Below are 11,942 nucleotides of genomic sequence, written 5' to 3' on the forward strand. Positions count from 1 at the left end.
TTAACAGGGATGAATGAATGTTTAAAACGCGTCGCAGGTTTAAGTTAAGATTGCTTCTTATGGCTTGGGGATTAACTCTTTGTTCAGTGATGGCTTATGCAGAGCCACCTCTAGGCTTAACTGAGCTAAATCGATTAGCGCTTTCGCAAAATAAAGACTTACGAGCGGCGCGTTTTACCATTGCGATGGCCAAGGGTCGCCTCATTCAAGCAGGGCTTTGGCCTAACCCAAGCTTGGAGCTAACCAATACGGATGACCGATTTTTTAAAGATGAGGGTGAATATACTCGCAGTGTCCTTATCAATCAGCCGTTACCTGTTTCAGGTCGCCTTGCCAGGCAAAAAGCCCTTGCTTGTATTGAGCTAGCACGTGCGCAAGCTGAGCTTCGTGAAACAGCAAGGCAGGTTAGCGCAAAAGTAGCCACAGCTTTCTATGCGTTGGTTGTGGCTGAAAATCGCATGCAGCAATTAAATTATTTGCGCCACTTGAATCAAGTGTTGGTGCGCGTGAGCCATAATCGTTATCATGCTGCAGAAATTTCAGAGCTTGATGATAATGCAGCGCGCATGGAGTATGCGCGAATTGAGCAAGACCAAGCGCTCTTAAAAAGCCAATTAGTTAGCCAATATGCGACCTTAAATCAGCTTCTTGGTCGAAAACCAACCTCGCCTTTGCGGATAAAAAAAGCCATTCTACTGCCAACGGCACAACCTAAGTTAGCTCATTTAATTAATAAAGCGCTTCGATACCGCCCAGACAGACAGGGCCTTCTTTTGGCAGTCAAGCTTGCAGAAGCTCAAAGAAATTTAGCGCTTGCGGAGCGTTTTGCCGATTGGACATTAGGGGTTGGGGTAGAAAAAGATAAGATTGTGGTTGAGGGCGCACCACCGCAGGAAGCAGATAAGGCGTTAACGGTTTCTTTATCCGTGCCGCTACCCCTTTTTAATGGTAATCAAGGGCGGATTTTGGAAGCAGGTGCAACAAAAACACAAGCACTCATGGCAATGAATGCGCTTAACCTTGCAATTGAAACGGAAGTTGTCAGCAATTTTAGTCAAGTGAACGTGCTTAAAAGTAGTCTTTTGCACACCAAGGCGACCTCACTTCGCTTAGGGCTTGCAAATGTGAAACTTGCTCGGGATGCCTACCAAAAGGGTCAAATGTCACTGCTTAATGTGTTACAAGTTCAACGCCAACAAAACGATTTACAAACGGCTTATCTAACAACGGTAGAAAAATACTTTCAATCGTATGTTGCGTTATGTACGGCAATTGGCGTAAGTAGTGGTAGTGATTTTTGCGCTTACTTAGCTTCTGCAAAGGAATGTACAAAATGATAAATGGACACGTGGTTTTGCGATATTTTAGCCTTATCCTTTTTACAGGCGCTTTTTTTTATACCGCTCTTCTTTTAGCGCATGGTGAAGAAATTGAGGTCAATACCGCAGGGCCTGCTCAATCGGTCACGTTGACCTCTAAACAATCAACCCTGCTTGGCATTCGCGTGGCTGAAGTAAGCCAGCGTCCTATGGCAGAATTTTTGACGCTAAATGGTCAAGTTCAGGTGCTACCTAATCTTCAGGCCGATGTAAGTGTGCGAATTAGCGGCGCTGTCACCGATATTGTGGTCAATTTAGGAGATAAAGTAACCAAAGGGCAAACGTTAGCTACCGTGCAATCCCGATTAATAGGAGACCCACCACCCAGTGTTGCTGTTAAAGCCCCGATGACAGGTATTATTGATGCACGTAATGTGAATCTTGGCCAAGCGGTAGAGCCAAATACCGTGCTCTTTCACATTAGCAACCGCGAACAGCTATTGGTAGTGGCTCAAGTCTATGAGGAAGACTTAGGACAAGTCAAAGTAGGTCAGGCTGTTCAAATACATGCATTAAGCTACCCAAAAGAGACTTTCTTTGGCAAAGTTATCCTTATTGAACCTAATTTAGATCCCATAACCCGCAGTATCAATGTCCGAATTAGCCTAACAAATAAGAACGATTTATTAAAACCAGGCATGTTTGTGCGTGCCAATGTCGTGTTGCGTTTTACAAAAGCAGCGCTAGTTGTTCCTAATAACGCGTTACTTGAAGCAGAAAATGAAACTTTTGTTTTTGTAAAGTCAGGCACGTACTATGAGCGAACTCAGGTTAGCATAGGCGCAAGCGATGATAAATACACCGAAATTAAAGCAGGTTTAGTGCCGGGTGATGAAGTGGTGATACAAGGGGCTCGTCAATTATATACATTATCCATCAGTGGCGGTGGGAAGCCTAAATCTGGTCATGAGGAGTCCCATTAATGTTTACCCACTTAATCGCTTGGTCACTTCATAATCGCTTTTTAGTGCTCGCTTTAACCCTTGTCCTTTGCTTGTTAGGGGGGTATACCTTAAAGCAGATGCCGCTTGATGTTTTTCCTGAGTTTGCGCCACCCCAGGTGGTTGTGCAAACCGAAGCACCTGGCATGGCCACTCAGGATGTAGAAACGTTAATTACCTATCCTTTAGAAAGTGCTATTAATGGCACCCCCGGTGTGGCTGCTGTGCGCTCTAGAACGTCTGCCGGTTTGTCCACCATTACGGTCGTGTTTGATGATAAAACGGATATTTTTAGGAATCGACAGTTAGTCAATGAGCGTATACAACAAGTCAGCAGCAGGCTTCCACCAGGCATTAATCCACCTGTCATGCTTCCTGTTATTTCCGCTGTAGGGTGGCTTGTGAAATATGCCTTAATCAGTGATACACTAAGCCCTGAAGCATTGCGCACGCTTTCAGATTGGACAATTAGACCGCGGCTCCTTGCTTTAGGTGGCGTGGCATCAGTGGTTTCCATCGGAGGTGAAGTCAAACAATACCAAGTACGATTAATGCCTGAGCGACTCCTTGCTTATCGCGTTACCATTGAGGATGTTCGGCAAGCGTTAAGCACAGCCAATCAAAATGTCCCAGGCGCCTTTGTCCATCAAGCAGGCACTGAATTTGTGGTGGCAACACGTGGACGCATACAATCCCTTGAAGACATTAAAAAAACGCTCATTACCACCCGAAAGGGCATACCTATTACCGTAGGCAATGTTGCCAATGTCACCTTTGGTGGTGAGATAAAGCGTGGCGATGGTGCTTTTAATACCAAACCTGCCGTGATTGGCACAATTTCCAAAGCCTATGGCGCAGACACGGTCACGACAACCGCTAAAGTGGAGCAGACACTAGAGAGTATTAGAAAGGCGCTTCCGCCTGGTGTTGAACTAAAAACAGCCGTCTTTCGGCAAGCGAATTTTATTGAATCGGCAATTTATAATTTAACGCGTGCCCTTCTTGAAGGAGCGCTCATTGTCATCGCTGTCCTTTTTGTTTTCTTGATGAACTGGCGTGCCTCTTTCATTACGTTTTTATCGATGCCCCTGTCTTTTATCATTGGTTTATTGGTTTTGCATTATTTCGGTATTGGCATTAATACCATGACCTTAGGCGGCATGGCCATTGCCATTGGGGAAGTGGTTGATGATGCAATTATCACGGTGGAAAACGTCGTACACCGTTTAAGAGTTAATCGTGAGGCGCTTCATCCTAAATTTGCTATGGCTGTGGTTTTTGATGCCGTACTTGAAATCAGAAGCTCTGTTGTTTATGCCACAATTATTGTTTGTCTGGTCTTTTTACCCATTTTCTTTTTATCAGGGATTGCAGAGCGTATTTTTAGCCCACTTGCTATTGCCTATATTGCATCCGTCTTAGGCTCTCTTGTCGTGTCTATTACCATGGTACCTGCACTTTGTTATCTCTTATTGGTTCGTCATCAAGAAAAAATAAACGATAAAGCACTTAACCTACATGCCCTATTAGAGCATAGGCCTTTGGCTACCTTAGAGCAATCAAACGAGCAAGCAGTTGAGTCGGAAACTCGCTTTGTCCTATGGCTAAAAAGTCATTTCTTAACCATTTTGCATTGGTCTTTGGCCCATAGTAAAATCGTAATCATGCTAGCTCTGGCAGCATTTCTCTTTACATTGTCTTTGCTGCCTTTTTTTGGCACATCCTTTTTGCCTGAGTTTCATGAAGGTAATTTTATTGTGACCATGAGTACCTTGCCTGGTACCACGCTTGAGGAGTCCATGCGCCTAGGTCGGCAAGTGCAAACTATGTTATTGCGCTATCCGCAAGTGATTTCCATTGCTCAACGCGCAGGGCGCAGTGAGCTCGATGAAGATGCGCTGCCGCCTAATGTCAGTGAATTTGATGTGCGACTTGATTTTGATAAAGACCGCACCATGCTTCCTGATGAATTATTAGGGAAAATTCGTGCCGATTTAGCCAATCTTCCGGGAGCCGTGTTTAACGTTGGGCAATTTATTGCCCATCGCATGGATGAGGTCTTGTCGGGTGTGCGCGCGCAAGTTGCGGTCAAAGTGTTTGGCGATAATTTAACGACTTTAAACGAGTTGGGCCAAACCCTTGAGGCCTTGTTAAAAACGATTCCAGGTGTAGTCGATGTCAATAAAGAGCAGCAAATTAAAGTGCCACAATTGGTTATTAAAATTGATCGGGAACGCGCGGCTCGCTATGGGGTCAATGTTGGACAAATTTCAGAAGACGTGCAAGTCCTTCTCAATGGGGTGACGGTATCAAGCGTTTTAGAAGGGCAACAAACGTTTGACTTATTTCTGCGGATGGATAAAACAGGTCGCGACAGTATAAAAGACATCAAAAACATGCTTATTGATGCTCATGATGAGGCAGAAGGAGGAAGCGCTCAAATTCCTTTGCGTGCAGTTGCTGATATCACATTAGAGCCGCAACCCTTTTCCATTAACCGTGAGAATGCCGGACGTTTGCTGGTGGTTTCTTTTAATGTACAAGATCGTGATTTAGGCAGTGTAATAGAAGATGTAAAAAGTAAAGTTGGGCAACAACTCAAACTGCCAGCAGGCTACTTTATCCAATACGGCGGTCAGTTTGAAAGTCAGCAACACGCCTCTAATGTCATTTTAATCTTTAGCATTTTAGTGATATTTATTATGCTTATTTTGCTTCATAAAGCATTTGGCACTTTTAGAGAAGCGCTTCTTGTGATGTTTAATCTTCCACTAGCTTTAATCGGGGGGGTGATTTCACTTTACTTAGTCAGTGGTGAGATGAGTATTGCGGCGATGATTGGGTTTATTACTTTGTTTGGGATTGCAGCGCGCAATGGTATTATTTTAGTGAGTCACTACAATCAGCTCCACCTACAAGGTAAAACCCGCGAGCAAGTGGTTATTGACGGCACACTAGATAGACTTGTACCTGTTTTAATGACAGCAGCAACCACCGCCTTAGGGCTTTTTCCCTTACTGTGGGGCTCACCTGCAGGTAAGGAGTTAGAGCGTCCTTTAGCGCAAGTGTTGTTAGGTGGTTTATTAAGCTCAACACTCCTTAACATGGTTGTTGTTCCTACCGTCTATAATCTGCTTGAAAAAAGGCGAGAGCGAAAAAAATCTTTAGAGCCCACACCATCAGGAGAAGCAACATGAAACGAAATCGATTAAAATCTAATTTTTCTAGCTATGTAAGCCTTATTCTTAGCCTTTTTATTTGGGGCCCCTCCTTAGCACTTTTTGCAGGAACTAGTGAGACGCCTAAAGTAGCAATACCTAAAACAATACCCGCTATTTGGAAGGTTATCGATGCGCATGGCGCCTCAATCAATCAAGCTATAAAAGACAATAAACTTACCTCAATTCATGACCATGCCTTTGCTATTCGTGATTTAACCCACGCCTTACCACCTTTAAGTGAACACTTATCAGAAGAGCAGAGACAAACGGTGCAAGATACCTTAGATTTCGTAAATCAATTAGCGACTCGTCTTGATAAAACAGGCGATGCTAATGACAAAGAAGGCACTGTTGCCAATTGGACTAAATTACAAAAACTCTTAAGCCAGTTGCGTGCCTTTTATAAAGATGATGTTCGTTAAGGATTAATGGATTATGAAATTATTTATTGTTTTAAGCGCTACCCTACTCAGTACGGCGGCCTTAAACCCATTGTTTGCAGCGCCAAGCGCTTCACCTAATCAGGCCAAAGCACCTGTTGTGCTTCTGATTAAGAAACAGACGCTTGATGTTAATGGCAAGACGACAGATGTGTTTCGGATTGAACAACCTGATGGGACATGGGGTTATCGCGGGGTTAAAGGGCAGATGTTTGAGGCAGTGGTTAAAAATCAAACTGACAAGCCTACTGTATTACATTGGCATGGTTTAGTTGTGCCTAATAATCAAGATGGCGTGCCTTATGTCACCCAAAAACCCATTTTGCCTGGTGGTGAATACCATTATCGTTTTAAACTTAAGCAATCAGGCACCATTCACATCATGACTTACAAGTTCAACAATTTTTATCAGCCCCTTTAATTATTGAAGACCCTGCCGAAACCGTTTAAAGCCCTCAAGCCTTTAGCGAAAAAGACACCAGGGCAAACGTTAACTGTCAATCTAGAAGGCGATATGATGCGTTATGTTTGGGCGATTAATAATCAGAGGTGGCCTGAAATTAAACCGTTAAAGGTTGATGAAAATAAACGTGTGGAAATGGTCTTTAACAATAAAACCATGATGGCCCGTCCCATGCACCTACATGGCCATGTGTTTGAAGTAACCGAAATTGATGGTAAAAAAATCAACGAAGGTCTTTTGCATGATACGGTTTTAGTATTACCAAATTCAAGTGTGAAAGTGGTGTTTGATACGGATAATCCAGGCAACTGGATGATGCATTGCCATATGCTTTATCATCAAGAAAATGGCATGATGACTATTGTTAGTTATGCAGGCATTAAGGCGCCTGCCCTAACCATGAATCATTAAGCATAGATGCCATTGCAGTTTTAACTGCAATGGCGTTTTATATTTACATTAAGAAGCCATCTTTTCGCATTCTTCTGCACATCGATAGCACGCTTCTGCACAGCGCTTGCAATGTTCCATGTGCTGATGTTTGCTGCACTCATCACCACAAGCGCGACAAATTTGAGCGCATAAGCGGCAAACCTCTTTCGCAAACCCAGAGCCCCGTGCCATCATTTCTACAGCAACTGCACAAATCGCTGCGCAATCGTGGTCGAGTGCTATGCACTGAGCCATCTCTTTGCAATTATCTTCTTGGCTGCACGCAGCTGCGCAATGCTCGCATTCTAATGCGCAAGCCTGACATGCTTTAATGCATGCTTCATATTGTTGATGTGACATGTCACTCTCCTTGTTTCAACGGTTAATGAGACATATTACTTTCAGTAGAGTGACCACTGGATTGGCCATTTGATTGCCCACTAGACTGCCCGTTAGAATGGTCATTGCTATACCATTGCGCACGCCATGATTTTAACTGGTCTATTTCTTTTTGCTGACTGTCAATAATCTTCTGCGCTAACTCTTTAATTTCAGGGTGAGTTGCATTTTGTAGGGCATCTTTTGCCATCATGATGGCACCCTCATGATGAGGAATCATTAAATCAATAAAACGCTTATCATATTGGTTATCTTTTTTACCCAATTTGTCCATCATCATTTTATCCATTGCTGATTGACATTGAGTCATTGAACCTGATGTGCAAGCACAATTATCTTCAGCCAAGCTAACAGTAGGAATAATCATTGAAAGCGCAAGAGAACTTGCAATCAGTGTTTTCTTAAACATAAACGCTCCTTGTTTATTTTTAAATTAAAGTCTTTTTAAAAATAGACCCTATCTACGAAATATAAAAGGCTATTTCCTTGACTCATTAACTGTTTTTAAGTAATCAATCATTTTTAGGGTGTCGTTTTTTGTCAACGGCTTAGGAAGAACTAACACTTTTTTCTCACGAGGTTTAATCACTGTTTTTGCTTGAGAAGAAGCTAAATAAATAACCTGGGATTCCTTGTTAAGAGGCGAGCTTTTCTTACATTCATCAATTAAGTAGACTTCCTTTAAATCGATGTCCATTAAAATAAAGTCATAGTGTTTCGTTCTGACTCGGTCTTGTGCTGATTCAAGATTCCAGGCCATGTCTAAATAATAATCCAAAGCAGTAAAATGCCAACGCATGATAATACGTGCAGATAAAGATGAATCTATGACTAAAAAAGATAACAATTTGGCCACTGATTGCTCTCAAAATATTAACTGTATCTTCTGTGGTAAGTGAAGCTAAAGTCCTATCAACAACTACATTTTATAAGTATATGCTTTTTCTCAGATTAAATCTAAATTTGAATTTAAATTAAGAAGGTGCCTATTCTAACCTTTTAGTGCAAATAAACATGAGTTTAGGCTTTTGGTTTTCTAAAAATAGCTGTTAGAATTAATTTTCAATTCTAGAGAGACAACATGGCAGACAAAATACGTGGTAAGGTAAAATGGTTTAATGAAGACAAAGGATTTGGCTTTATTGAAAGCAGCGGTAAAGATTACTTTGTCCATTTTAGTGCGATTCAAACGAATGGGTTTAAAAAATTAACTGAAGGGGATCGCGTTAGTTTTATAGTAGGCCAAGGGAAAAAAGGCGTACAAGCAGAAGAGGTCGAAGTGATATAGCTCTAGATGATTAATGATAAATAATTCTTTATGGCGTCTTCACGAGTTCATCTAAAATAGAAACCACTTTGAATATAATTATGATAAAATAGCCAAAATAGTTAATTTATTTGCATTAATGGAAGACTTTAATTTTAGTGAATTTATTGTCTATATTGACGAAAGTGGCGATCATAGTTTGGAATCTATTGATAAAGATTTTCCTGTATTTGTTCTAGCTTTTTGTATCTTTAGAAAAAATGAGTATAGCCAAACAATTATCCCAAAATTGCAAGCATTTAAATTCAAATATTTTGGGCACAATATGGTCGTACTACACGAGAGAAAAATAAAAAAATCGTTAGAAGAGTTTAGAATATTAACCAATGAAAGAATTAGAAACACTTTTTTCTATGATTTAAATAAAATTATTGATGAGGCTGAGTTTTCAATTATTTCATCAGCAATACGTAAAGATTTATTAAAAGGGCAATATACAGATCCTGAAAATCCTTATAGCTTAGCCTTAGTGTTTAATCTAGAGAGGCTTTATAAATTCTTAGCTCCCTTTCAACAGCAAAATAAAACAACGCACCTTATTTTTGAAAGTCGCGGAAAAAAAGAGGACAATGATTTAGAGCTTGTGTTTAGACGAGCCTGCGATGGCAATAATTATTTAAGGCAAAAACTACCTTTTGAAATTGTCTTTGCAGATAAAAAAGCAAATTCTTGTGGACTACAATTTGCTGACTTAGTAGCCCGCCCTATAGGCAGGAAAATTATTACGCCTTCTCAACAGAATCGTGCTTTTGATATTTTAGAGAAAAAGCTACATCGAGTTGGAGGGGATTACAGAGGATTTGGACTAAAGTGCTTTCCCTAAAAAGCGAAAAGCCCTGGACTAAACCAAGGCTATAACGCCGACCGGGAATTCCCAATCCACTTAATATAAGTATAATTAAAATTCTAAATAAATGTCAAATTTAGAACAGCTATCTAATTTAGTATATTAATTTATTAATAATCCATTGTGTCACTAGCCAATTTCATTACTGAGAAGTATCCTCATGAATATTTGCAAGAATTGATTTTGAAATCTACTCAGCCCTAGAAAACTGGTGTTTGAAAAATCATGCAGAAAGGTAAGCATTGAATCTTTTACAAATACTTCATGACACTTGCTGGCGATAATATCGTATTGATGATCTTTTTTTTTATAAGATTTGCCATTAAAATCAGGTTAATTAATACTTTAATGCAAGTTAAAGAAATGATAAATACTGTGGAAAATAAACAAATTGATTTATATTTAAATGCTTCTCAAAGCTTTAGACACTACGTAGGCTCCTACGTGTTATCCATAAAGCTTAAGTATTTAAAGATGGAAACTTAACGGCTTATTTCAATGATTTTATATTCTCGCTTATTAAGCGTTGCTTCTGTTTTACTTCTCTCTTTTTCTAGTCTAGCACAACCGCCTAAAACCTTTAGTGAGGCTAAAAAGCAAGCAAGAATTGTTTTTGCGTTTCAACGCGAAACGCTCTATTGTAAATGTAAATTTAATGCCCGCTTACAAGTTGATTTGGCAAGCTGTAATATGCAATCAGCGGCTAAAATTAAACGAGCTCATCGCATTGAATATGAACATATGATGCCTGCTGAAAACTTTGGTAATCATTTCCAATGTTGGCGAGAACCAATCTGCGTTAAAAAAAATGGTAAACGCTATAAAGGAAGAAAATGTTGTGAAAAGAGTGATAAACTATTTAGACAAGCAGAAGCTGAGCTTTATAACCTTTGGCCTGCTGTAGGACTAGTTAATCAAGCACGTTCTAATTATCGATATAGCATGTTAGAAAAGCATACTCTTTTTTATGGCTGCCCTATTAACATCGATAAGGCCTCTCGACGAGTTGAGCCTGCGGATTTCGCCAAAGGCATTGTGGCACGTGCTAATTTATTTATGGCCTACAAATACGGCATTGCCTTAAGCGAAGCACAACGAAATCTTTTTATTGCCTGGGATAAGCAGTTTCCTCCAACAAAACAGGAAAAATGGTGGGCTCAAGCGGTTGCTAAGATAGAAGGCTATACAAACCCTTATATTATTAATCACGAAAACCCATAGTTTAGGTTCAAAGAAAAGAATTTGCTTAGATAAAATTCTTTAGCACATTAACCTCATGCAAAAATAATATATACAAGATTCACAAACTGCAACCAACGAGCATTTCAAATGTTATTTAGCAAATAATTGTCTATCGTTGCCTGACCTATTAATCGAAGTTCTAAAACTGCTCCTAACCATCTATCCTGCTCTAAATTTATTTTCAAAAGCCGTATATCTTCACTAGAGTTATTATGCCGAATAAAAAAGGTTGCCTTCTCTTTATAAACTTTATTTAATATGAGGCCATAATCTTTTAAGAATATAAGGCCATATTGCCCTTCTTGGAGTGGTTTATCTTTAGAAAGTACTACTATGCTCTTATCAGGAAATGAGGAATAGCAATTATCTTTATTAATTAGAAAAGCAAAGCGTTGTTCCTGGTACTTATCTAAAATCATTGTATCTGATAGCCGTTGCTCCTTAAAACACTTTTCTACTTTATCCCAAATAAATAATGGTATGGGTTTAAAGGCAACTAATTCATTCCTAAGCTCTTCATGTAACAGGGTATGCACTGAAACGTTAAAATATTGCGCTAATTTCTTAATGACCTCTAACCGTGGCTTTCTAGTTATTCCAGATAAAATATGATGCAAAGTGGGTTGAGGAACATTAATTTCTCTGGATATAGCAAGTACAGTAACATGATAGTTTTTTATTAAGAGCTTAAGGTTTTTGGCTAAAAAAGTGTCAGTCACTATAGGGCTTTCCGCATATTAATAATTATATTAAATAAAAGGCGCTAATTATTTGCTTATTTTAAATACATGGTTTCGGTAGTTCTATACTTTATTAAAAATATGTAGGAAAAAAAATGAAAATTGATAAGGAAATTGAATTTGAAGGAGAGTTTTCGACTCCTAAAGGAGAAAGAACCATATCTGGCTTATTATGCATAAGAGATGGAGGAAAAATCTATTTACAATTAGATGACTTAATACAAAAACCTGAGATGCATAAAACTATAGACGTAATTTGGGGAAGAAACATCGAGCAGAAAATCACTTTATTCAAAGCTTTTTTAAAATTTAATAATGCTCAAACATTAGTTGCCGAAATAGCTTTTTACGAGAAGCAAAGTTGTAAAAATTTATTACGAGCTAATACTGCCATTATGGGTAAGCATTATTCAAGCAAAGAAGATATATATATTAAAAGGGGTAAATTTTCTTTAAATTATAATACACCTATTAGGGGTATCGACCCCATTCGTGTCAAAATTTACGGTTT

General features: G+C 39.5%; 14 protein-coding genes. 10 read left to right on the forward strand and 4 right to left on the reverse strand.

All coding sequences use genetic code 11. From position 1 onward, the window contains the following. Positions 1 to 17: 17 nt before the first annotated feature. From E1P04_RS16050 to E1P04_RS18155, 6 genes are read left to right on the forward strand one after another with little or no spacing between them, the layout of a single operon-like run. Positions 18 to 1,337 (forward strand): TolC family protein, encoded by a 1,320-nt coding sequence (locus E1P04_RS16050; RefSeq protein ID WP_242604497.1) that lies wholly within the window; start codon positions 18 to 20, stop codon positions 1,335 to 1,337. Next, positions 1,334 to 2,302: an efflux RND transporter periplasmic adaptor subunit gene (locus tag E1P04_RS16055; RefSeq protein WP_131783891.1), complete on the forward strand. Its 969-nt coding sequence runs from the start codon at positions 1,334 to 1,336 to the stop codon at positions 2,300 to 2,302. Before E1P04_RS16050 ends, E1P04_RS16055 begins: the two co-directional genes overlap by 4 nt. Then, entirely contained in the window at positions 2,302 to 5,517 is a 3,216-nt protein-coding gene (locus E1P04_RS16060) for an efflux RND transporter permease subunit (RefSeq protein ID WP_131783892.1), read from the forward strand. Before E1P04_RS16055 ends, E1P04_RS16060 begins: the two co-directional genes overlap by 1 nt. Then, a complete protein-coding gene (locus tag E1P04_RS16065) occupies positions 5,514 to 5,963 on the forward strand; it encodes a transporter (RefSeq protein WP_131783893.1) in 450 nt (149 codons plus the stop codon). The genes E1P04_RS16060 and E1P04_RS16065 overlap by 4 nt, the downstream gene beginning before the upstream one ends. 13 nt (positions 5,964 to 5,976) lie before the next feature. Continuing rightward, positions 5,977 to 6,402, forward strand: coding sequence for a multicopper oxidase domain-containing protein (locus tag E1P04_RS18150; protein ID WP_242604498.1), 426 nt, complete (start codon positions 5,977 to 5,979; stop codon positions 6,400 to 6,402). A gap of 3 nt (positions 6,403 to 6,405) precedes the next feature. Beyond that, the gene (locus tag E1P04_RS18155) at positions 6,406 to 6,855 is read left to right on the forward strand and encodes a multicopper oxidase domain-containing protein (RefSeq protein ID WP_282433136.1); all 450 of its coding nucleotides are present in this window, start codon (positions 6,406 to 6,408) and stop codon (positions 6,853 to 6,855) included. Positions 6,856 to 6,903: 48 nt separating this feature from the next. On the opposite strand, the gene E1P04_RS16075 is transcribed toward E1P04_RS18155, so the two are convergent. The 3 genes from E1P04_RS16075 to E1P04_RS16085 all read right to left on the reverse strand — a co-directional run bounded on the left by E1P04_RS16075 (position 6,904) and on the right by E1P04_RS16085 (position 8,131). Continuing rightward, positions 6,904 to 7,236 (reverse strand): four-helix bundle copper-binding protein, encoded by a 333-nt coding sequence (locus tag E1P04_RS16075; RefSeq protein WP_131783894.1) that lies wholly within the window; start codon positions 7,234 to 7,236, stop codon positions 6,904 to 6,906. Between the two features lie 22 nt (positions 7,237 to 7,258). Continuing rightward, complete coding sequence (locus tag E1P04_RS16080; protein WP_131783895.1) at positions 7,259 to 7,684, reverse strand: DUF305 domain-containing protein; 426 nt, start codon at positions 7,682 to 7,684, stop codon at positions 7,259 to 7,261. 69 nt (positions 7,685 to 7,753) lie between these two features. After that, the gene (locus tag E1P04_RS16085) at positions 7,754 to 8,131 is read right to left on the reverse strand and encodes a response regulator (protein ID WP_131783896.1); all 378 of its coding nucleotides are present in this window, start codon (positions 8,129 to 8,131) and stop codon (positions 7,754 to 7,756) included. 225 nt (positions 8,132 to 8,356) lie between these two features. Between E1P04_RS16085 and E1P04_RS16090 the strand changes: the two genes are divergently transcribed. The 3 genes from E1P04_RS16090 (at position 8,357) to E1P04_RS16100 (ending at position 10,670) form a co-directional block, all read left to right on the forward strand. Then, a complete protein-coding gene (locus E1P04_RS16090) occupies positions 8,357 to 8,563 on the forward strand; it encodes a cold-shock protein (protein WP_131783897.1) in 207 nt (68 codons plus the stop codon). 118 nt (positions 8,564 to 8,681) lie between these two features. After that, positions 8,682 to 9,425: a DUF3800 domain-containing protein gene (locus E1P04_RS16095; RefSeq protein WP_131783898.1), complete on the forward strand. Its 744-nt coding sequence runs from the start codon at positions 8,682 to 8,684 to the stop codon at positions 9,423 to 9,425. Positions 9,426 to 9,947: 522 nt separating this feature from the next. Continuing rightward, a complete protein-coding gene (locus tag E1P04_RS16100; protein ID WP_131783899.1) occupies positions 9,948 to 10,670 on the forward strand; it encodes an endonuclease in 723 nt (240 codons plus the stop codon). Between the two features lie 104 nt (positions 10,671 to 10,774). Here the strand turns inward: E1P04_RS16100 and E1P04_RS16105 are convergent, their stop codons facing one another. Next, positions 10,775 to 11,410, reverse strand: coding sequence for a helix-turn-helix domain-containing protein (locus E1P04_RS16105; protein WP_165482827.1), 636 nt, complete (start codon positions 11,408 to 11,410; stop codon positions 10,775 to 10,777). A gap of 116 nt (positions 11,411 to 11,526) precedes the next feature. Here E1P04_RS16105 and E1P04_RS16110 point away from each other — a divergent pair. Further along, positions 11,527 to 11,942 (forward strand): ApeA N-terminal domain 1-containing protein (locus E1P04_RS16110; protein WP_131783901.1); only part of this gene is annotated, 416 nt, incomplete at its 3' end.

Origin of the sequence: Legionella gresilensis (assembly GCF_900639865.1) — a bacterium.
In the GTDB taxonomy this organism is placed as follows: domain Bacteria; phylum Pseudomonadota; class Gammaproteobacteria; order Legionellales; family Legionellaceae; genus Legionella_C; species Legionella_C gresilensis.